Origin of the sequence: Pseudomonas sp. PS01298 (assembly GCF_029959745.1) — a bacterium.
Taxonomy (GTDB): Bacteria; Pseudomonadota; Gammaproteobacteria; order Pseudomonadales; family Pseudomonadaceae; genus Aquipseudomonas; species Aquipseudomonas aylmerensis.
Map to the genome: position 1 here is coordinate 1 of NZ_JASCPP010000019.1, position 19,432 is coordinate 19,432.

Genomic DNA, 19,432 nt, shown 5'->3' on the forward strand with positions numbered 1-19,432 from the left:
CGTTGACGGCTGACAATGCCTGCTTCTCGCATCAAGCTGCGAGCCATGAACCGCCCGACATCATGCCCGCCGGCTTGCAGCTGTTTAGCCAAGGTACGAGCGCCCGCAGACTCTCTCGACGCCCTGTGGTGCTTGACCAGCATAGCCTTGAGTTTCTCTCGCTTAGGGCTCACCTTGCCTTGGCGCTGACGCCATGCGTAAAAGCTACTGCGGTTTATTCCGAACACACGACAGCAATCGTTAACGCCGTACTGCTCGCCCAGCTCACAGATCAACGAGAGTGATCTTTGGCGTCCAAAAGCAGGAGAGCACTGGCCTTTTTTAGGATTTCGATATCCCGGTCTCTTTGCCTGAGCAAGGCTTTAAGTTCCTGGATCTCTCGCTGATCCGCGGTAATCGCCTTGGCTCCCACCGGAGTCGAGCCCAAGCGTTCCTTGCGAACTTGATCGACCCAGCGGCGCAAGGCCGTAGGGCCAATATCCAAGCTGGCACAGACCTCGGGAACCGACTGCCCCTCGTCCAGCACCATGCTGGCAGCCTTGAGTTTGAACTCACTTGAATAAGATTTACGCATATCCAAACACCTCAGATTTGGACGCCATCATAGCGCCCGATTGAGGTGTCCAAAATCATTAGGCCAGTTCACTTCGCCACCCAACGCGGGGCAAGCCCGCCCGCCACAGGAAGCCTGTTTGCCACATGAAGCTGTTTGCAGCCACAAGCCTGTTCACCACAGTAAGCCCGCTTGCCTCAACAAGCCCGCTCACCACAGGAAACAGCTCAGCACAAAAAGCCCCGCTTGCTACAGGGCGCTATTCCCCGCTTACAAACGAGCTATCCGCCCGGACACAAAGTGCCCCACATCATTGAACCCCGGCGTGGACGAGTGCCCGGGCGTCACCAGCGAGTCGATGAAGGCTTCATCCTCCGCCGAGATCTTCACGTCGAGCGCGCCGATGTAGGCATCCCACTGTGCTTCCGTGCGCGGCCCGACAATCGCCGAGCTCACCGCAGCATTGTTGAGCACCCAGGCAATCGCAAACTCGACAATCCCCACGCCACGGCCTTGGGTGTACTGCTGGATCTGCTGGGCGATGCGCAACGACTCCACGCGCCATTCGGTTTCCAGGATGCGTTTGTCCTGGCGCGCCGCGCGGCTGCCGGCCTCGGGGGTTACATCCGGCGCGTACTTGCCGCTGAGTACGCCACGCGCCAATGGGCTGTAAGGCACCACGCCCAAGCCATAGGCGGCGGCCGCAGTGATCTGCTCGACCTCGGCCTGGCGATTGACGATGTTGTACAGCGGCTGGCTGATCACCGGCTTGTCCACACCCAGGCGCTCGGCGACGCGAATCACTTCGGCGATGCGCCAGCCGCGATAGTTGGACAAGCCCCAATAGCGGATCTTGCCCTGGCGGATCAGGTCACCTATCGCCGACACCGTGACGTCCAGCGGCGTGTCGTGGTCTTCGCGGTGCAGATAGTAGATGTCGAGATAGTCGGTATCCAGGCGCGTCAGGCTGGCTTCCAGCGCATTGAAGATACGCTTGCGGCTCAAGCCGCTGCGATTGGGCAGGCCGTCGGTGGGGCCGATGGCAACTTTGGAGGCCAGCACCCAATCCTCACGATGGCGCGCAATGGCTTCGCCGACGATCTCCTCGGAGCGTCCGCCGGTGTAGACGTCCGCCGTGTCGATAAAATTGATGCCCTGGTCCCAGGCCTTGTCGATGATGCGCAGCGAGTCCTCGGTGTTGGTCTGTTCGCCAAACATCATGGTGCCCAGGGTCAGGGCGCTGACCTTCAGTCCGGACTGGCCTAATGTGCGGTAAATCATGCAAAGCTCCTCAAGGCAGGGAAACGTGACCTATGCAATACCAGAGAGGGAGGCTCTAGAACAAGCCTGATGTCGCGTTTTGCTGCTCGTATGTGCGTACACGGCCCTACCGCCGATAACACTTGCTTGAGGAGCAAGCGAAATCAGCGGGTGATGATTCAAGGCAATCGCTGAGTATCCAGCAGGTCAGGCGGTATAGAAGGGCGCGCGGACGTCAAACTTACCGTCGAACTGGAATTCCCCGCCTTGGGGATTAACGAAACTGCAATTCAGCTTGCCTTTTGCGTGACCGGTGCCGGGTAATGAATCGAAATGCAGTGTTCCCTTGCGGTGGACATAAAACGTCCACCCAGGCAGGGCGCTGCAATTAACGTACACCCCTTTGGCTTCTGGGCCGATGAAATAGTCATGCTCGGTCAGGTTCTTATCTATTTGAATACTGACAATAAGATTTGAGGGCAGGGGTAGGGCAATGCGCTGCGAGCCAAAAACTTCCCACACGTGCGGAAAGACGGGCGATTCGTGACTGATGATGCCCGCACTCTCGGCGACAAACTGCTTATGTAAAAAAGGGCTGTTGGTGAATTCTCCCTCGAAGGTTCCCGTATTGAGCCTTGGATAGGAAACTCCCTTTAAATGGAGCACGCCGGCAGTCACATCCACATGGTCATTGTTCAATGCTGAGGAGAAGTGAAAGGCTGCTTTCATCTCGTCATTTTGTACGGAAACGGTAATCTTGCCGCTGACAACCGTGTAGACCGAAATCCCTGCGCGATGGGGCGTAAAGACGAAACCAGTGGCCTCGCCGGGGAAGCTGTAGGTGTGGTCCTTGCCATTTTCCTCAAGGCTGGCTGGCAATACCACACTGAGTCCGTAGTAGTTCTGGTGCGGATCGCTGCTTTGCAGTTGTACTCCGCTGAAACGCCATTGGCCGCCCGCTTTGAAAATGTGTTGCCTGTCAGGATCCGATACGAATGAGTGATTATGGCTGCCGCTGAACTTTGCGGTCAGCGTGCCTGTACTGGTGAGTGCCTCTGTCTCAGCTTTCATCTCGATGTTCCTTGCGTAACGTGAAGGGTACCTCGGGATGACTATGCTAATCGGGGTCAACGAACTCAGATACTGTCATAAATGACAGGTTTAAACGGCCGCGTTTTTATCGCCAAATTGTCACTGGTGCGTCGTGTTAAGCAACGACTGGCAGCGCCTCTGCAGAAAATCATGCAGTACTTTCACGCGCTCCGAGACCTGCAGGCGATGAGGACACATCAAGTTGAACGGCGCGGGCTCACCTTGCCAGTCAGTTAAGAGAGGCACCAGCCGGCCTGCTTTGATGTCGCGGGCAACATCCAGGTTGGCCTTATAGGCGATACCGTGGCCGGCCAGGGCCCAGCGCCGCACGATCTCACCGTCATCGCTGAGGTAGTCACCGCTGACCTCGACCTCCTGCAACAGTGCGCCTTGACGGAAATACCAGGTGCTGTTGGCGCGGCCGCGACGCATGTAGCGCAGCGTGCTGTGCTGCGCCAGGTCCGCCGGTGTGCGGGGTGTGCCGTGGCGTGCGAGGTAGTCGGGGCTGGCGCACGCGATGCGGTGGTGGCCGGGCACCACCGGCAGCGCCACCAGGCTGGAATCCTGCGGCACGCCAAAGCGCAGGGCAATGTCAACGGTGTCGCGAAACAGGTCGGCGTTGCTGTCATTGAGCAGCAGTTGCAGGCGGATAGCCGGGTGTTCGACCTTGAATTCATCCAGCCAGCCCAGCAGTACATTGCGCCCGAAGTCCGAAGGCGCCGCCAATTGCAGCAGGCCGCTGAGGCTCTGGCCTTGCTGCTTGATCGCTTGCTCGCCCTCGGACAGTGCTTCCAGCGCCACGCGCACGCTGTCCAGATAGCGCCGGCCTTCTTCGGTGAGGCGCATGCTGCGGGTGGAACGCGCGAGCAGGCGAATACCCAGGCGGGTTTCCAGGCGTTTGAGCGCGATGCTCGCCGCAGCCGGCGTCAGGTTAAGGCTGCGTGCGGCGGCCGAGAGGCTGCCGGTGTCGGCGGTGCGTACAAACACGTCCAGGTCGAGAATCGAGCTCATTTGTAAAAATCCTTTAAAGATCTTGTCGTTTTACCGGGATTTTTCGTCGATTGCCAAGCTGGGAAGATGAACGCTCACTTTCTGACCCAGGACACTTCTTCATGACTTCTTCCCTCAACGGCAAAACGGTGATCGTCATCGGCGGCAGCAGCGGTATTGGCGCCGCCGTGGCCAAGGCCGCCGCAGCACGGGGCGCCCAAGTGGTACTGGCCGGGCGTCGTTTGTCTGCGGGCAACGAAAACGGCCTGCGCAGCGAGCCGGTAGACGTTACCGATGCCGCTTCGCTGCAGCGACTGTTCGAAAGCGTGGGGCGGTTTCATCATCTGGTCTATACATCCGGGCCATCCGTGCGCGCCAAGACGCTGGCCGAGACCGACCTGGATGAGGCCCAGGCAAACTTCAATGTGAAACTCTGGGGTTCACTGCGGGCCATTCAACTGGCGCTGCCGTTTCTCGACGAGCATGGCAGCATCAGCCTGACCTCCGGGCAGTTGGGGCGTAAAGCGGCGGCTGGCCAATTCATCAAGACCGGCATCAACGCCGCGACCGAGGCATTGGGCAAGCAGTTGGCTAAAGAGCTCGCGCCACGGCGCGTCAATGTGATCAGCCCCGGGGTCATTGATACACCGGCCTATGCGGGGTTGACCGAGGAGCAGCGCCTGGCGATGTTCGCCAAGGCCGGCGGCGCCTTGCCGGTAGGGCGTGTCGGGCAGGCTGGGGAAGTGGCGGCGGGGTATGTGCTGGCCATGGAGAATGGCTTCATGACCGGCGCCGTGATCGACATCGACGGCGGCGGCTTGCTCTGACTGAACCGGCAGGAGCCGGCTTGCCGGCGATCGCGCCCTCTGGCGCGTAGCAAGGCTTTGGGCCTTATCGCCGGCAAGCCGACTCCTGCAGGATGAAAGTTACGCCTTCAGGGTTCGCGTCATCCGCAACGCCAGCACGCTGCCCGCCACGATCACCGCCGCCAGCAGGTACAGCGCCACATCCGTGGAGCCGGTGGCATCTTTCACGAAGCCGACGATATACGGGCTGAGGAAACCCGCCATCTGCCCCATGGAGTTGATCAACGCCAAACCACCCGCCGCCGCACCTGCACTGAGCATGGCGGTCGGTACTGGCCAGAACATCGGCAGGCCGGTGAGGGCGCCCATCGTCGCGATGGTCAGGCCGAGGATGGCAATGGCCGGGGTGGTGGCGAAATTCACCGCGATCACCAGGCCGATCGCGCCCATCAACATCGGCACCACCAAGTGCCAGCGGCGCTCTTTGCGCAAGTCCGCCGAACGACCGACCAGCAGCATGAAGACTGCGGCCAGCAGGTAGGGGATCGCGCTGAGCCAGCCAATCACCAGGTTATCGCTGAACCCCAGGTTCTTGATGATCGACGGCAGCCAGAAGTTGATCGCGTACACGCCGCTCTGGATGCAGAAGTAAATCAGGCCGAACGCCCAGATCGCCGGGTTCTTGAACACTTCCGCCAACGAGTCGGTGGTGGTTTTCGGCTTGTTCGCCAGGTCCGTCGCCTGGTCGGCTTCCAGCACCGCGCGTTCGTGCGGCGTGAGCCACTTGGCGTTGGCGAAGCTGTCGCTGAGCAGGAAGTAGGCGAGGGCGCCGAGGATCACGGTCGGGATGCCCTGCAGCAGGAACATCCACTGCCAGCCCGCCAGGCCGCCTTGGCCGGCGGCGAAGTGGTTGAGGATCCAGCCGGAAAACGGGCTGCCGAGCAAGCCGGACACCGGGATCGCCGACATGAACAACGCCATGATCCGCCCACGACGGAAGGTCGGGAACCACTGCGAGAGGTACAGCACCACACCCGGGAAGAAGCCGGCTTCGGCGGCACCGGTAAACAGGCGCAGGGTGTAGAAATGCGTCGGCGTGGTGACGAACAGCAGGCAGGTGGACAAGGTGCCCCAGACGATCATCATCAGCGCGATCCAGCGCCTCGGACCGAATTTGGTCAGCGCCAGGTTGCTCGGCACGCCGCACAGCACGTAGCCGATAAAGAAGATCCCGGCACCCAGGCCGTACACGGTTTCGCTGAATTTCAATGCATCGAGCATCTGCAACTTGGCGAAGCCAACGTTTACCCGGTCGAGGTAGTTGAACAGATAGCAGATGAAAATGAAGGGGATCAGGCGCAGGGTAATGCGCTTGTAGATGGCGTTTTTATCGTCATCGGTGGCCAGTGTGGCAGCGGCGCTCTGTGACATGGGGAGTCTCTCTTTATTATGATTTTTCGCGATGCGCAGGTAACGTTGATCGCCCAAAGAGTCTCAGCCACGTGGCAGGGTGCTGTCTTTGTGCTTGCGCACAGTGAAGCATCAATTGCGCTGTGCTGATGAACAACCTGCGTTTTCAAGCACTTCTTTCAAGGAGATGGCCCCATGTTCGAGCTGGATCATGACCTGGCTCAGGATATCGTCGATCGCACCATGGCGATCCTGCCGCACAACGTCAATGTCATGGACAGCCAGGGCCTGATCCTTGGCAGCGGTGAACCGGAGCGCATCAATACCCGCCACGAGGGCGCGCAACTGGTCCTGGCCAATGGGCGCGTGGTCGAGATCGACGGGCAGACCGCCAAGCACCTCAAGGGCGTGCAGCCGGGCATCAACCTGCCGCTGATGCACGACCAGCGTCTGATCGGCGTGCTGGGCATCACCGGTGAGCCGGAAGGCCTGCGCACTTACGCCGAGCTGGTGCGCATGACCGCCGAGATGCTTGTCAGCCATCGGCACCAGCAGGTCGAACAGCAATGGCGACGCCAGCGCTGCGATGACTTGCTGGCCTTGCTGCTCGCCGACACTGGCGACTCGCCGCGCCTGGTGGACGAGGCGCAACAACTGGGCCTCAAGCCGCAGCTGCCACGCACCCCGTACTTGTTCGAGCTGGGTGTGGGGCAATCGGCGGAGGCGTTGAGTGCCTGGCTGACCTCGCGCTATCCGGACAGCTGGTGTGTCAGCTCGGCGCAGTTTTCGCTGCTGTGGTGTCGGCCTGCCGCGCTGCAGGTCGACAATCCGCGCTTGTTGGAAAAGCTCGAAGGCCTGGGTTGGCACATTCTGCGCGTGGCCGTGGGTGGGCAAGCCGATGGCTTGGCGGGGCTGCGCCGCTGTTACCGGCGTGTCGGTGATCTGCTCGCGTATGGGCGCGATATCCTGCCGCAATCGCGGCTGCTGACCCTCAACCGTTATCGCCTGCCCGTCATGCTCTGGCGCCATCGCAACGATGATGCCCTGGACGAATTGCTCAAGCCGCTGCACAAGGTGCTGGCCAAAGACACCAACGGCCAGTTGCTCGCGACCTTGCGCAGTTGGTGCGACCACGACGGGCAAAGCCAGGCGTGCGCCGACGCCCTCGGCATTCATCGCAATAGCCTGCGTTATCGCATGGAGCGCATCGCTGAGCTGAGCGGCGTTGATCCGCTGACCCTGGACGGCATGCTGGCTCTTTACCTTGGCGTACAGCTGCTGCCCCAGGCTTTGTCGGAATGAACAACAAACCTGAGCCAGACTTGTGCATCGGACCGGCGTCATTCCCGAAGCCAACTGGCAGCATGGGCGTCATAAAAACCGGAGAAAGCCCATGAAAATCATCATCGCCCCCGACTCGTTCAAGGACAGCCTGAGTGCCGAGGGCGTCGCCCAGGCCATTGCCGCCGGGCTGGCGCAGGTCTGGCCGGATGCGCAGAGCGTCTTGTGCCCCATGGCGGACGGTGGTGAAGGGACGGTGGATGCGGTGCTCGCGGCCTGCAACGGCGAGTTGCGGCGCCAGGCGGTGCGGGGTCCGTTGGGGGCCACGGTGCAAGCGCGTTGGGGCTGGTTGGCTGACAGCCACACCGCGATTATCGAAATGGCCGAAGCCAGCGGCCTGCAACTGGTGCCGCCGGGCCAGCGGGACGCCTGCAGCAGCAGTACGTTCGGCACCGGTGAGCTGATCCGCGCCGCCCTCGACCTGGGTGCCCAGCGCATCATCCTGGCGATTGGCGGCAGCGCCACCAACGATGGCGGGGCCGGCGCGATGCAGGCGCTCGGCGTGCAACTGTTCGACGCCGATCACCAGGCCCTCGCACCCGGTGGCCTGGCCTTGGCTGGACTGGCGCGGATCAGCCTGGAGAACCTTGACCCACGGCTGGCGCAGGTACGCTTTGAAATCGCCGCCGATGTGAATAATCCACTGTGCGGCCCCCACGGCGCGTCGGCGATATTCGGTCCGCAAAAAGGCGCCAATCCCGAGCAGGTGCAACAGTTGGACGCCGCCCTCGGGCACTTCGCCGACCAGTGCGCCCAGGTGTTGCCCAAGGATGTGCGCGATGAGCCCGGCAGCGGCGCCGCCGGCGGCCTGGGTTTTGCCGCCAAGGCGTTTCTCGGTGCGCAGTTCCGGGCCGGGGTGGACGTGGTCGCCGAGCTGGTCGGCCTGGACGCCGCCGTACGGGGCGCCGACCTGGTGATCACCGGTGAAGGCCGCTTCGACGCCCAGACCCTGCGCGGCAAAACTCCGTTCGGGGTCGCGCGCATTGCCCGCCAACATGGGGTGCCGGTGATTGTCATCGCTGGCACCCTGGGCGATGGCTACGAACAGATGTACGCCCATGGCGTGAATGCCGCGTTTGCCTTGCCGTCGGGCCCGATGAGCCTGGAGCAGGCCTGCAGTGAAGCCCCGCGATTGTTGGCCGAGCGCGCGGCGGATATTGCGCGGGTATGGCGCACGGCTGCCGGGCGCTGACTTGAACCCTTGAACATGGGACAATCCGCGCCTTTTTGACACGGAGAGTCCCCATGCTGCGCCCCGCATTCCTGGCCATGCTGCTGGCTGGTATCAGCCCTCACGTCCTCGCTCGACCCGCGACTGAAACCGTACCGCTGCTGCGGGAAATCAAAAACTGGGTCACCGGTTGCGACAACTTGCGCAATTGCCACGCGCTCAGTTCACCCAGCGGCGTCGATGAAGAAGACTACAGTTCGCTGACCCTGCATATCTTTCACCAGACAGGCCCCGAAGGGTACTTGCGCCTGCGCTTTGATCACCGCGGCGAAGACCTGGATCTTTCCACCTTGCTGCTGGATGGCCACCCCTTGGGGCAGGCATTGACGCGCGACTTGCATGTGGAGCTGGACGATGAAGGCGGCGACCCCGAGATGCACTTCTACAGCGTCATCGAGGACGCGCCGGCGCGGCGCTGGTTGCAGCGGTTGCGCAATGGCCAGCGCCTGCAGTTGCCCGGCGATGAAAACGCAAAGGTGTCGCTGAGCGGGCTGAGTGCTTCGCTGTTGTTGATGGACGCGGTGCAGGGCCGGGTAGACAACGTCACCGCGCTGGCCCGGCCGGGCAAGGCCGCTGCCAGCGAGGTGCCGGCTCGCCAGCCGACCCCGGTGCTGCGCAAGTTCCCGACCGCCCCCGCACTGACCGCGCAAGAACAGGCCGGCCTGGCTGCAGCGGCGATCAAGGCGCTGACCAACACCGACACTGAAATGAAACCCGACGCCGAGGCCGGCGCCTTGAGTGCCGACCAGGCCATGATGGTGGTGCGCACTGACTGCGCGGCCTACAACTGCGAGTACGAAATCAGCAGCCGTGAGCGCAAGCCGCCTTACACCGAAACGTTGCTGAGCATTCAGCCTTTGCCGTTGGACGGCGCCGCGTTCGAAGGCTCCGTGGGGTATGACGAAACCACCGGCACCTTGAGTTATTTCTACAAGCTGCGCGGGATCGGTGATTGCGGTGCGGGCGGGGTCTGGGTCTTTGACGGCAAGGCGTTCCAGTTGCGTGAGTTTAAGATGATGCCGCGCTGCACCGGGACCCCCTACGGGGATTGGCCGGCGTTGTGGACAACCCTGCCGGCGCCCTAGCCAGGCAGCGCGCGTTGCCTCTACACTGGTCGGCCACGTGTCTTTCCAAGGATGAAACACCATGCACGCCCCTGAACCGCATATCGTGATCCAGCGCTTTGGCGAAACCCACCTCGAAGGCGTGGCTGCGCTCTATAACGATCCGGCCGTGTGCCGACAGGTGCTGCAGATGCCGTTTCAGTCGGTAGAGGCCTGGCGCAACAAGCTGGTCACCGACAATGAGCGCCGGCTACAACTGGTCGCCGTGCACGGCGGCGAGGTCATTGGCCAGCTGGGCCTGGAACAGTACCCGCGCGTGCGCCGTGCGCATGTCGGCTCGTTTGGCATGGGCGTGGCGCCGGCCTGGCAGGGCAAGGGCGTCGGTTCGCGCTTGTTGGCCGCCGCGCTGGACGTGGCCGACAACTGGATGAACCTGCGCCGCGTGGAACTGACGGTGTACGCCGACAACGAAGCCGCGCATCACCTGTATCGCAAGTTCGGCTTCGAAGTCGAAGGGCGCATGCGCGACTACGCCCTGCGTGACGGTGTTTTTGTCGACACCTTGAGCATGGCGCGCCTGCGCCAATCGGCTTAATCCTGCAGTGCAAACGCCACCGCAGCCTGCGCATGCAGCTCGGTAGTGTCCAACAGCGGCAGCGTGCTGTGCTCGGGCTTGACCAGCAGGCTGATTTCCGTGCAACCGAGGATGATCGCCTGGGCGCCCCGTGCGGCCAGGCCTTCGATCACCCGCAGGTAGACCGCGCGTGACGCATCGCTGATCACGCCGACACACAATTCGTCATAGATGATCCGGTGCACGGCCTGGCGCTCGTCGGCGTCCGGCACCAGCACGGTCAGGCCCTGGGCGGCGAGGCGCGTCTTGAGAAAGTCCCGCTCCATGGTGAACGCCGTGCCGAGCAAGCCGACGGTCAGCGTGCCGGCGGCCACGGCAGCGGCGCCGGCCGCATCGGCGATATGCAGGAAGGGAATCGACACCGCCGCCTCGATGCGCGGCGCGACCAAATGCATGGTGTTGGTACACAACACCACACACTCGGCGCCCCCGGCCTGCAGGCGAAGCGCGGCATCTTCGAGGATCAGCGCGGCGTCATCCCAGCGCCCGGCATGCTGGGCTTGTTCCATCGGGCCGAAATCCACGCTGTACATCAACAGTTGCGCCGAGCGCAGCGGGCCGAGCTGGTCGCGCACGCGCTGGTTGATGATGCGGTAGTACTCGGCGCTGGACTCCCAGCTCATGCCGCCGATAAGGCCGATAGTGCGCATGCGATGCTCCTGACAAGGAAAGTCGCTTCACCTTACCCAGCGGCTGCCGATTAGTCATACGCAGTTGCCAACTCATTCACCATAGCAGTTCAAATAACGGCGCTTGCCGATCGCAGCCAGCGTGCTGGGGGACTCGTCCATACCTGTAAGAAATGACAGTATATTTCGAATCAATGCGCGTATCTAATCAACAGTGGCGAGCAATCAATACACCTGCCAGACCGCTGGGACGGGAGGGGTAGGGATGGCGGTTCACCCCCCCCACACTCTGAGAGGCATTGTCCGGGTCGACTTAAGGCAATGCCCACATTTCAAGAGATTAGCTTCAAGTAAGATCAGGCCGGTTGAAGAAACTACGATCTATTCTGCTTCGTCGTGACGGCAGGCGTTGCAGCCGGAGCCCAATCTTATAAAAAGTTGATTCAGGAGGAATCCCTCATGGCATCGCAACCCTGCGAAGGCGATCCCGGCACCGGCCAACGCGATCACTTATCACCGACACCGCTCATTATTCCCGAAATCCATCTGCCTTTCGCTGGTCCGCCACCGCGTTCCGACTGTGAGCCGTTGCGTGCACATGCTCTCGCCTGGGCGCAGCGGTATGGCTTGATCGGACGCCGCGGTGCGCATCGGTTGAGTACCACTGCGCTGCTCGAACTGGGCATTGCGCTGTGCGGAAGGGCGCCCACGCCACAAGCCGAGATTCTGGTCTGCTGGTACCTGTGGGCGCTGATCCTCGATGACCGAATCGATGATGGCCCTTGGGCGGAAAAAGGTGCACTGGATCGTTTCATCACCGCAGTACAGGCTTTGACCGACGGTTGCGAGGCTGATCCTGCAGCTGAAACCAGCCGTTTTGATGACCCGATGCTCAGTGTTCTGGTCGATGACCTGTGGCCTCAGACCCAGCGCTTGGGGGACGACCATTGGCGAAATAGGCTCGTGCGGCATTTGATCCAACATCTGCGAGCGCAGTCGACGCTGGTCCGCGTGCGGGAAACCGACACGGCGCTCACGTTGGCCGAGTACCTGCCTTTGCGCCGTAACTCTTTCGGCGCACTGTTCTTCTTTGATCTCATCGATGCGGCTGAAACGCTCGATCCGTACGCGGATGCAGCGGACACCGAATGGTGGAACACGCTGCGTGAGCACGCTGCCGATATAATTGCCTGGACGAACGACATCCATTCGATTGCCAAAGATGTGGTGTGTGGTGAGCGCTTCAACCTGGTGTCGATCCTTGCCGATACCAGAAGCCTGGACTGGCCTGCCGCGATTGAATCGGCCCATCAGATGGTGAACACGGCGGTTACGCAGTTCACCGCGGTCGCCGCCCAGCCTGCGAATCATCGGCGGTCCGCCGCGACTGACCCCGATCGGCTGCGCCAGGTTGTCCGGGCGGCGGGCGACTGGCACCGGAGCGTTTCTCGCTATCACCTGCAAGCTGCCGACGCTTCGGCACAGGATAACCGGCAAGTGGATCTGAAACTGACCCCGCCGACCCTTAAATTCCGTCAATTCGAAGTCGACCCGTACCCATTGTATGAGCGTTTGCGTACCTCGCTACCGATCGTTTACGACGAGCCCACCGATGTGTGGCTGGTCAGTCGGTATGTGGATGTGAAGGCGGCGCTGACCCATCCTGGGGCGAGCAACAACAACTACAGTTGGCAGATTGGACCGTTGCTGGGACACACAATTGTCACTATGGACGGATGCGAGCACGCTCAGCACCGAGCGTTGCTGAGTCCATCGTTTCGCAGCAATGCCCTCGCGGCGCTTGAGACCTCCATCATCGCGGTAACCACAGACCTTCTGGCGCAAATGCAGGGTCGACCTCAGGTGGACCTCATTGCCGATTTCACCGCGGCACTGCCCGTGCGGGTGATGGCTCGCGCACTGGGTCTCCCGGCTGAAACCCGCGAGGAAGTGGAGCGGCTTAAACGTTGGTGTGCCGTGGGCTTTGCTTATATGGGCAACTATCGACAGGACCCGGCACTGTTGACCGGTGGGTTATCCAACCGAGACAGTTTCTACGACTTCATCCAGCCACACATCGACGCCCGCCGTTCTGAACCCTCAGATGATTTGATTTCGCAGCTCCTGGCGGCTCAGATCGACGGCAAGCCGTTGTCGGAGACGTTCGTCCGATCCTACTGTGCGATCCTGATGACGGCGGGTAGTGAGACCAGTCACGGTGCGCTGGCGAATCTGATTGTCAACCTGCTGAACGAGCCGGGTGTCAAAGACGCGGTGATGACCAATCCAGAGCTGATGGATAATGCGCTCGCCGAAACCCTGCGACGCAACCCGCCTTTGCAACTTGTACTGCGGGAGGCCCGTGAATCGCTGGAGCTGCCGTCGGGAACGATTCCTGCCGGAGCGACCCTGGCCTGTCTGATCGGCTCGGCCAACCGTGATCCAGACCAATTCACCGATCCGGACACTTTCAACATGTCGCGCACCGAACACGCAGCCAGCCATTTCGCCTTTGGCGCGGGGCGCCACTTCTGTCTGGGCTCAATGCTGGCACGGATGGAGATCACGATCAGCGCTCGCATGCTGCTACAGGCCTTTCCAAACCTGCACTGGGCTCCTGGGTTCAAGCCTACCGAGCACGGATTCCTCAATCGATGCCCTGGGCAACTGGAGGTCACACTATGAGTACTACTGACTTCACTGAGGAACCCGGCTACACCAGCAGTTATCTTGCCGATCAGCACGCAGGCCAATTGGCCCGTTTACGCACCCTGGAGCGTGCCTTTGACCCCTTGAGCCAGGAGGTTTTTAATCAGTTGGATCTTGCGCACACGCCCGCCATCCTCGATCTCGGCGCCGGTGCCGGATCCCTCGCGAGATGGCTGAGCAAGCGATATCTCGACGCGACGGTCACCGCCACTGACATCGATACCCGATTCCTGGCCGATATTCCCGGCATTCGGGTGCTGACCCACAATGCGGCGACTGATGGTTTTCCTGCTGCCTCCTTTGACGTGGTGCATGCTCGGGCGCTGCTGTGTCACCTCAGCGAACGCGAAGAAATCTTGACGCGAGCCGCAACCTGGGTCCGCCCTGGCGGTTGGTTGGTGATCGAAGACGTGAGTCTGCAACCGAGCTTGAGCACTGCGAACCCGCTGTTTCGAAAAGTCGCCGAGGCCGGAGTCACCCTCCTGGAGCAGACCATCGGCTCCAACATGCGCTGGGCTGATACGCTTGCCGCTGGATTACGTGCTCGGGGACTCTCCAGCGTCGGGCAGCGTACCCTCGAAGGTCGAATCGGTGACAACAGCCTCGCCGATGCCTTTTGGGCTGCAACCACCGCCCAGGCTGGACCGGCGCTGCTGAAACTGGCGTTACTCACTCAAGACGACCTTGACGCCATGGCCCGCCTGCGTGCCGATCCAGGGTTCGACGAGGCAGCGCTGACGTTCGTCAGCGCCTGGGGGCAAGTCCCCTTACCTGAGTAAACCTCGCGCACTGAAAGCAGTGTGCGGGGGAGGGCATGCGTAATTGCACGGAAGGGAATGCACAATGAACAATGATGTAGTGTTAGTTGACGCCCAGGATGTACAGATTGGAGTGTGTGACAAACGCACAGCACACCTGGGAGCGGGAAAGCTTCATCGCGCATTTTCAGTGCACCTGATCGACAGCGACGGGCGTCATCTACTTCAGCGTCGTGCCGCCGGAAAAATGCTCTGGCCAGGGTTCTGGTCGAATGCGTGCTGCAGTCATCCGGCTCCGGGAGAGACTATCCTGGATGCCGCAGCTCGTCGTCTGCGTGAGGAATTAGGCGTCACGGCCTCGTGCCGTTTTTTATACAGTTTTGAGTACCATGCGCGCTTTGGTTCAATCGGCGCGGAACACGAATTTTGTCATGTATTGGTTGCGCAATCTGACGCTTTGGTCAGCCCGGCACTTGAAGAAGTCAGCGAGATCAAGTGGTGGACACGAGCCGAAATATCCGCGCGCCTTTCAGAATCGCAAGAACAGTTCACTCCCTGGTTTCGAATGGAGTGGCGTCAGCTTTTATCGGAGCATCCCTCTTTCGATACACCTGTATTGCAGGCCTGATCAAGCCGCAATGGGCGTCAGGCAAATCCCCTGAAATCCTTAATCCCAGGCGAGAATCTTGCGCGTGCTGCAGGGTGTACCTGCAGCACGCACCACCGTCATGACAGGTATAAACCTGTTAATTCTAACAGTAGACGGTAAGCGTTTTGGCGCTGTTAATGGAGGTCAGGCCTATTCCATGCGGCCTGATCCATTGATACGAGGAGGATTGCCAGATGCCAAATACCTACGAGTTTCTCAGCTTCGACGCCCTGCCTGCGGTCACGGTTACCGAGACAGACGATAAACTCACGATCACCGCGCCGGCGATTCCTGGCCTTGATGAGAAACAGGAAGTGGTGTTCTTCCTGCGTAAGCCGACGGGTCATGGAATTGCGATCTACCTGACCTTGCAACCAGACAACTTGAAGCGGCCAATGGTGATTGAGCTTGATAAGAGCCAGCTTCCCAAGACGAAGGAATTGCATATCGACTACGGCGCTTACGTTAACAGGCGCGCCGTTCATCGATCAGCCGTGGCGCAATATCCCGCCGCTGAAACGCCAGCCCAGGGCTGACACGTCAACCGCACCTTCCATTGCATTCCACGTTGAGGCCGGGGCGCCCGGGTTGGAGTTGATCCAACGGTCAGCGACGAGCCGCGCCTCACGCTGGTGTTTAGTCATACGCTGAGTGGCCGCATCTGCCATGATCAGGCTTCGCAATCTGGCTCACCCAAGGAAATCCGCAATGGACGATGTACAGCAACTGGGCGAGATGCTTCGTCATTACGCTGATAGCGAAGCGCACAAAAAACAGCAATTTGACCTGCAGTCGGCGCGCTGGACGCACAAGCTCAGCGAGTTGTTCGGGCAGATCGAGCAGTGGCTCGAACCGGTCAAGCAGGTGGGGTTGCTCGAAGTCCACCGTGAGCCCTATGTGGCCAGCGGGCCGAGCGTGCCGGTCGAGGCCTCGACCTTCAAGACTGAGAAGCTGACCGTGCAGATCACCGGCAAACCGGTGGAGTTCGTGCCGGACGTGATGGGCGTGGGCGGCTTGATTTCCGTGGCCGTGATGGGCCTGACCGCTGCGCGCCACGGCAGTGTGTCGCTGGTGCTGGCGGCGGATAAAAATGACTGGATCTGGAAGAAAACCAACGGCCTGAAAGACCCGGACACTTTTGCCTTCGACGCCAACTTCCTCGCCTCGCAATTGCAGAGCCTGATTCCGCGCGAACGCGGCTGAGGCACACGGCCCTCGCCGGCACGTCGGTGCCGACTGAGGACGTGTCTATTTCAGCGCCGGGTCGCCGGGGTTGAGCGCCTTCCAGCTTTGCAGCACGGCCTGCGCCTTGGGTTCCTGGCCATTTTCCAGGTAGTACTGGATCAGCGACAGCCGCGCAGTGCGGTGATAGGGCTGACGCTTGAGCAGGTCTTCCAGTTGCTCGCAGGCTGGCTCGACCTCACCGATGTCATGCAGGGCCACGGCCAGTACGTACGCAAACTGGGCGTTGGCCGGGTCCAGTCGTGCCGCTTGGCGCAGGTAGGGCATGGCCTTGGCGGTGTCGCCAGCGCGAATCCGCATCAAGCCCTGGGTGTGCTGCAACAGCGGCGCGTCGGGGTGCAGTGCCAGCTGCTCGGCGATCAACGCGCGTGCTTCGTCGGCGCGGCCATTGGCTTCAAGCCACTGGGCGAGGGTCACCAATGCCGGGAAAAAGTCCGGATCGCGCAATAACGCGGCGCGCAACTGCGCCTCGACCCGGTCGCCACGGCCGCTGGCCTGGTAGAGCATCGCCAGGTTGAGGTTGGCTTCGGCGCGTTCCTGCAGGCTCAACTGCACCTGTTCATATTCGGCGATGGCCTTGTCCCAGGCCGGGCCCTGTCCCGGCACACTGAGCAGATCGCGCGCGGCGAGGATGCGCACGGCGCGCACCGGATCCTTGAGCAATGGCCCATACAGCGCGACACGCTCCGGTGGCGGCAACAACGCGCTGACCGCACGCACGGCACTTTCGCGCACCTGCGGGGCGGCGTTGGCCAGGTCCCTGGTTGCCAGCTTCAGCGCTTGTTCGCTGGGGTAATTGGGCAACTCCATCAACATCGTCGCGCGCTGGATCGCCGGCAGGTTGCTGCGCGCCAGCTGGTCATACAGTGCCTGGGCCGCACCGGGCTGGCCCCCGCGAATCAGCGCCATGCTGTCCGCGTAGCTGGGAGCGCGCAGCACGTCACGCGCGCCGGCGGGGATGCTGAAGCTGTGGTCGTGCCGCAAATCGTTGCCCATGTAGAACTTGCCGGGCATATGGCAATCGACGCAGAACGAACCGGGTTGCCCAGGTGGCAGCCGCGTGTGTTCGCTGGACTCGTAGTTTTTTGCCTGCAAGCCACGCCCGGCCACCGTAGCGATCGGGGTTTTGCCTGCCGGGTTATGGCACTGCAGGCATACGCCATTGCCTTGGGCCTTGAGCTCGGCGCTGTGGGGGTTGTGGCAATTGCTGCAGCGCACGCCTTTTTCGGCCATTTTGCTTTGGGCGAAGGAGCCGTGTTCAAACACTTCATCCTTGATCTTGCCGTCCAGGGCATACAGCTCGCGGGTCAACACGCTGGGCAGGTAGTCGTCCATCAGGCGCTTGCCCACGGTGAAACCATCGCCCAGCGGCGCACGGCGTGCATGGCAGCGGGCGCAGGTTTCGAGTTCGACGGTGGCGTCCTTGTCTTTCAAATCCACGGCAAACCCGGCGTGCACCGCATCAGTGTTTTTGGCGGTCCACTGCAGGTGGTTGGAGGCCGGGCCATGACAGGCCTGGCAGCCCACGCCGAGGCTGTTCCATTGACTGTTAAAGCGGTTGTTGAGCGCATCGAAGTTGCGTTTGTAGCCGGTGGTGTGGCATTCCACGCACATGAAGTTGGCGTTCTGGTTGGGTTTGCTCCAGTGCAACGGGTTCTTGAAGTTGACGCCCTGGCCTGGATAGAGATGAAACCAGCGGCCTTTCTGTGTATCCCAGGCCACGCCCAGGGCCTGCAAGCGACCGTCGCCGACTTCGAGCAGATATTGCTGCAACGGCGCGATGCCAAAGGTGTAGGCCACCTTGAAGTCGGCCGCCTTGCCATCGCTGCCCGGCGTGTTGACCCAGAACTCATCGCCGCGTTGATAGAACCGCGTGGTTTCACCTTCGGCACTGAACGAGGCGTTGTTGAAATCCGCCGGGACCGTCTGCGGCGTGGCGGGCTGCATCGCCAGTTGGTGGTGCGAGCCTTGCCAGTCCTTGGCCTGGGCCTGGTGGCAGCCCTGGCACTGCTGCTCGTCGACCAGTTGCGCAGGGGGCGTGCTGACCACCGGTTTGGTCGCCGCCACGGGCGCCGGAGCCGGTAACCGAGGCGCGCTGGCCTGCAGGAAAAACCAGATCCCGGCCATGGCCGCCAACAGCAGCACAATCAGCACGGGGTACAGGTAACGACGGGGCGAATCACGGTGGGGTACAACAGGTGCTGGTTTGGGCTTGGGCATTCCGACTTCCGCTGTCTTGATGCATGGACGCTCTACGGCGTGCTTAAGCTCCGTGCAGCTTTGACGCTGGCCACAGTCCTGTCAAACGGGCAGGTGAAAAAAGCACTATTTCGCCAGGATTGGCTATACCTACAGCTCAGTGTTTTGACGAAGACCGCCAGGGAGTTCAATGATGAAACTAAGGCTAATGATCAGCACCGTGTGCATCGCAACCCTCGCCATGAGCGGTTGCGCCAGCAAGGTCACGCAACCGGATGAGTACTCGGGCTTTCTCTCCGACTACAGCCAGCTCAAGGAGGCCCAGTCGCCTTCGGGGGCCGAAGTGATGCGCTGGGTCGATCCCAAGCTGGATCTGAGTCGCTATAACGCGGTGTACATCGAACCGACGCAGTTCTACCCCAAGCCCCAGGCCACCGCGAAAATCCCGGACAGCACCCTCAATGGCATCAACACCTACTACAACCAGGCGCTCAAGCGTGAGCTGGCGAAGTCGTTGCCGCTGGCCAATGCCCCCGGCCCTGGCGTGATAGTGGTGCGTGCGGCGATCACAGCGGTAAGCAGCAAGACAGAGTCCCTCAAGCCGTATGAGTACATTCCGGTTGCCCTGGTGGCGGCGGCGGTGAGTACCGGCACCGGCATCCGCGACCAGGAAACCACCCTCGGCACCGAGGCGCAGTTCCTCGACGGCGCCAGTGGCAAGGTGCTCGCCCAAGTCGTGCGCAAAGGCACCGGTAAGCCACTGGCGAACGACTCGCAGGTGATGAAGGCCGACGATGTCAAAAGCGTCATTGATGGCTGGGCATCGGACCTGCATCAGTCTTACCTGAAGCTGAAAAAGCACTGA

General features: G+C 61.4%; 19 protein-coding genes. 12 read left to right on the forward strand and 7 right to left on the reverse strand.

Annotation, left to right across the window (positions count from 1 at the left end; genetic code table 11):
* Positions 1-284 (forward strand): hypothetical protein (locus QMX97_RS09815; protein ID WP_282396802.1); only part of this gene is annotated, 284 nt, incomplete at its 5' end.
* Here the strand turns inward: QMX97_RS09815 and QMX97_RS09820 are convergent.
* The 4 genes from QMX97_RS09820 to QMX97_RS09835 form a co-directional block, all read right to left on the reverse strand.
* Positions 272-574, reverse strand: coding sequence for a transposase (locus tag QMX97_RS09820; RefSeq protein WP_231997079.1), 303 nt, complete (start codon positions 572-574; stop codon positions 272-274). The two genes, QMX97_RS09815 and QMX97_RS09820, sit on opposite strands and share 13 nt — an antisense overlap.
* Before the next feature lie 249 nt (positions 575-823).
* Positions 824-1,834, reverse strand: coding sequence for an aldo/keto reductase (locus tag QMX97_RS09825; protein WP_106803792.1), 1,011 nt, complete (start codon positions 1,832-1,834; stop codon positions 824-826).
* 186 nt (positions 1,835-2,020) lie between these two features.
* Positions 2,021-2,884 (reverse strand): hypothetical protein, encoded by an 864-nt coding sequence (locus QMX97_RS09830; RefSeq protein WP_282396803.1) that lies wholly within the window; start codon positions 2,882-2,884, stop codon positions 2,021-2,023.
* 120 nt (positions 2,885-3,004) lie between these two features.
* Positions 3,005-3,916, reverse strand: coding sequence for a LysR family transcriptional regulator (locus QMX97_RS09835; protein WP_282396804.1), 912 nt, complete (start codon positions 3,914-3,916; stop codon positions 3,005-3,007).
* A gap of 101 nt (positions 3,917-4,017) precedes the next feature.
* Between QMX97_RS09835 and QMX97_RS09840 the strand changes: the two genes are divergently transcribed.
* A complete protein-coding gene (locus QMX97_RS09840) occupies positions 4,018-4,722 on the forward strand; it encodes an SDR family oxidoreductase (RefSeq protein WP_201144547.1) in 705 nt (234 codons plus the stop codon).
* Between the two features lie 99 nt (positions 4,723-4,821).
* Here QMX97_RS09840 and QMX97_RS09845 read toward each other — a convergent pair whose 3' ends face one another.
* Positions 4,822-6,132, reverse strand: a complete 1,311-nt coding sequence (locus tag QMX97_RS09845) for an MFS transporter (RefSeq protein WP_106803796.1) — start codon at positions 6,130-6,132, stop codon at positions 4,822-4,824.
* A 174-nt stretch (positions 6,133-6,306) separates the two neighbouring features.
* Between QMX97_RS09845 and QMX97_RS09850 the strand changes: the two genes are divergently transcribed.
* The 4 genes from QMX97_RS09850 (at position 6,307) to QMX97_RS09865 (ending at position 10,342) form a co-directional block, all read left to right on the forward strand.
* Positions 6,307-7,413, forward strand: coding sequence for a sugar diacid recognition domain-containing protein (locus tag QMX97_RS09850; RefSeq protein ID WP_120448657.1), 1,107 nt, complete (start codon positions 6,307-6,309; stop codon positions 7,411-7,413).
* Positions 7,414-7,504: 91 nt separating this feature from the next.
* Positions 7,505-8,644 carry a glycerate kinase gene (locus tag QMX97_RS09855; RefSeq protein ID WP_065905415.1) on the forward strand — a complete coding sequence of 380 codons (1,140 nt, stop codon included), beginning with the start codon at positions 7,505-7,507 and terminating at the stop codon, positions 8,642-8,644.
* 53 nt (positions 8,645-8,697) lie between these two features.
* Positions 8,698-9,768 (forward strand): DUF1176 domain-containing protein, encoded by a 1,071-nt coding sequence (locus tag QMX97_RS09860; RefSeq protein ID WP_282396805.1) that lies wholly within the window; start codon positions 8,698-8,700, stop codon positions 9,766-9,768.
* 61 nt (positions 9,769-9,829) lie between these two features.
* Positions 9,830-10,342, forward strand: coding sequence for a GNAT family N-acetyltransferase (locus QMX97_RS09865; RefSeq protein ID WP_065905411.1), 513 nt, complete (start codon positions 9,830-9,832; stop codon positions 10,340-10,342).
* Here the strand turns inward: QMX97_RS09865 and QMX97_RS09870 are convergent.
* Complete coding sequence (locus QMX97_RS09870) at positions 10,339-11,031, reverse strand: aspartate/glutamate racemase family protein (protein ID WP_120448653.1); 693 nt, start codon at positions 11,029-11,031, stop codon at positions 10,339-10,341. The genes QMX97_RS09865 and QMX97_RS09870 overlap by 4 nt on opposite strands.
* A gap of 438 nt (positions 11,032-11,469) precedes the next feature.
* Here QMX97_RS09870 and QMX97_RS09875 point away from each other — a divergent pair, with 438 nt between their 5' ends.
* The 5 genes from QMX97_RS09875 to QMX97_RS09895 all read left to right on the forward strand — a co-directional run bounded on the left by QMX97_RS09875 (position 11,470) and on the right by QMX97_RS09895 (position 16,329).
* Positions 11,470-13,695 (forward strand): cytochrome P450, encoded by a 2,226-nt coding sequence (locus QMX97_RS09875; RefSeq protein ID WP_282396806.1) that lies wholly within the window; start codon positions 11,470-11,472, stop codon positions 13,693-13,695.
* Complete coding sequence (locus QMX97_RS09880; RefSeq protein ID WP_282396807.1) at positions 13,692-14,498, forward strand: class I SAM-dependent methyltransferase; 807 nt, start codon at positions 13,692-13,694, stop codon at positions 14,496-14,498. The genes QMX97_RS09875 and QMX97_RS09880 overlap by 4 nt, the downstream gene beginning before the upstream one ends.
* A 64-nt stretch (positions 14,499-14,562) precedes the next feature.
* A complete protein-coding gene (gene idi / locus QMX97_RS09885) occupies positions 14,563-15,105 on the forward strand; it encodes an isopentenyl-diphosphate Delta-isomerase (RefSeq protein WP_083221412.1) in 543 nt (180 codons plus the stop codon).
* Between the two features lie 215 nt (positions 15,106-15,320).
* Positions 15,321-15,662, forward strand: coding sequence for a hypothetical protein (locus QMX97_RS09890; RefSeq protein ID WP_201144537.1), 342 nt, complete (start codon positions 15,321-15,323; stop codon positions 15,660-15,662).
* Between the two features lie 172 nt (positions 15,663-15,834).
* Positions 15,835-16,329: a hypothetical protein gene (locus QMX97_RS09895; RefSeq protein WP_065905406.1), complete on the forward strand. Its 495-nt coding sequence runs from the start codon at positions 15,835-15,837 to the stop codon at positions 16,327-16,329.
* 45 nt (positions 16,330-16,374) lie between these two features.
* On the opposite strand, the gene QMX97_RS09900 is transcribed toward QMX97_RS09895, so the two are convergent.
* Positions 16,375-18,588: a tetratricopeptide repeat protein gene (locus tag QMX97_RS09900; protein ID WP_282396808.1), complete on the reverse strand. Its 2,214-nt coding sequence runs from the start codon at positions 18,586-18,588 to the stop codon at positions 16,375-16,377.
* Positions 18,589-18,760: 172 nt separating this feature from the next.
* On the opposite strand from QMX97_RS09900, the gene QMX97_RS09905 reads away from it, so the two are divergent.
* Complete coding sequence (locus QMX97_RS09905) at positions 18,761-19,432, forward strand: DUF3313 domain-containing protein (RefSeq protein WP_120448650.1); 672 nt, start codon at positions 18,761-18,763, stop codon at positions 19,430-19,432.

Bases quoted from the DNA above. Each gene is read 5' to 3' on its own strand.
- QMX97_RS09820 (WP_231997079.1), bottom strand. From the start codon at position 574: ATGCGTAAATCTTATTCAAGTGAGTTCAAACTCAAGGCTGCCAGCATG.
- QMX97_RS09825 (WP_106803792.1), bottom strand. From the start codon at position 1,834: ATGATTTACCGCACATTAGGCCAGTCCGGACTGAAGGTCAGCGCCCTG.
- QMX97_RS09830 (WP_282396803.1), bottom strand. From the start codon at position 2,884: ATGAAAGCTGAGACAGAGGCACTCACCAGTACAGGCACGCTGACCGCA.
- QMX97_RS09835 (WP_282396804.1), bottom strand. From the start codon at position 3,916: ATGAGCTCGATTCTCGACCTGGACGTGTTTGTACGCACCGCCGACACC.
- QMX97_RS09840 (WP_201144547.1), top strand. From the start codon at position 4,018: ATGACTTCTTCCCTCAACGGCAAAACGGTGATCGTCATCGGCGGCAGC.
- QMX97_RS09845 (WP_106803796.1), bottom strand. From the start codon at position 6,132: ATGTCACAGAGCGCCGCTGCCACACTGGCCACCGATGACGATAAAAAC.
- QMX97_RS09850 (WP_120448657.1), top strand. From the start codon at position 6,307: ATGTTCGAGCTGGATCATGACCTGGCTCAGGATATCGTCGATCGCACC.
- QMX97_RS09855 (WP_065905415.1), top strand. From the start codon at position 7,505: ATGAAAATCATCATCGCCCCCGACTCGTTCAAGGACAGCCTGAGTGCC.
- QMX97_RS09860 (WP_282396805.1), top strand. From the start codon at position 8,698: ATGCTGCGCCCCGCATTCCTGGCCATGCTGCTGGCTGGTATCAGCCCT.
- QMX97_RS09865 (WP_065905411.1), top strand. From the start codon at position 9,830: ATGCACGCCCCTGAACCGCATATCGTGATCCAGCGCTTTGGCGAAACC.
- QMX97_RS09870 (WP_120448653.1), bottom strand. From the start codon at position 11,031: ATGCGCACTATCGGCCTTATCGGCGGCATGAGCTGGGAGTCCAGCGCC.
- QMX97_RS09875 (WP_282396806.1), top strand. From the start codon at position 11,470: ATGGCATCGCAACCCTGCGAAGGCGATCCCGGCACCGGCCAACGCGAT.
- QMX97_RS09880 (WP_282396807.1), top strand. From the start codon at position 13,692: ATGAGTACTACTGACTTCACTGAGGAACCCGGCTACACCAGCAGTTAT.
- idi (WP_083221412.1), top strand. From the start codon at position 14,563: ATGAACAATGATGTAGTGTTAGTTGACGCCCAGGATGTACAGATTGGA.
- QMX97_RS09890 (WP_201144537.1), top strand. From the start codon at position 15,321: ATGCCAAATACCTACGAGTTTCTCAGCTTCGACGCCCTGCCTGCGGTC.
- QMX97_RS09895 (WP_065905406.1), top strand. From the start codon at position 15,835: ATGGACGATGTACAGCAACTGGGCGAGATGCTTCGTCATTACGCTGAT.
- QMX97_RS09900 (WP_282396808.1), bottom strand. From the start codon at position 18,588: ATGCCCAAGCCCAAACCAGCACCTGTTGTACCCCACCGTGATTCGCCC.
- QMX97_RS09905 (WP_120448650.1), top strand. From the start codon at position 18,761: ATGAAACTAAGGCTAATGATCAGCACCGTGTGCATCGCAACCCTCGCC.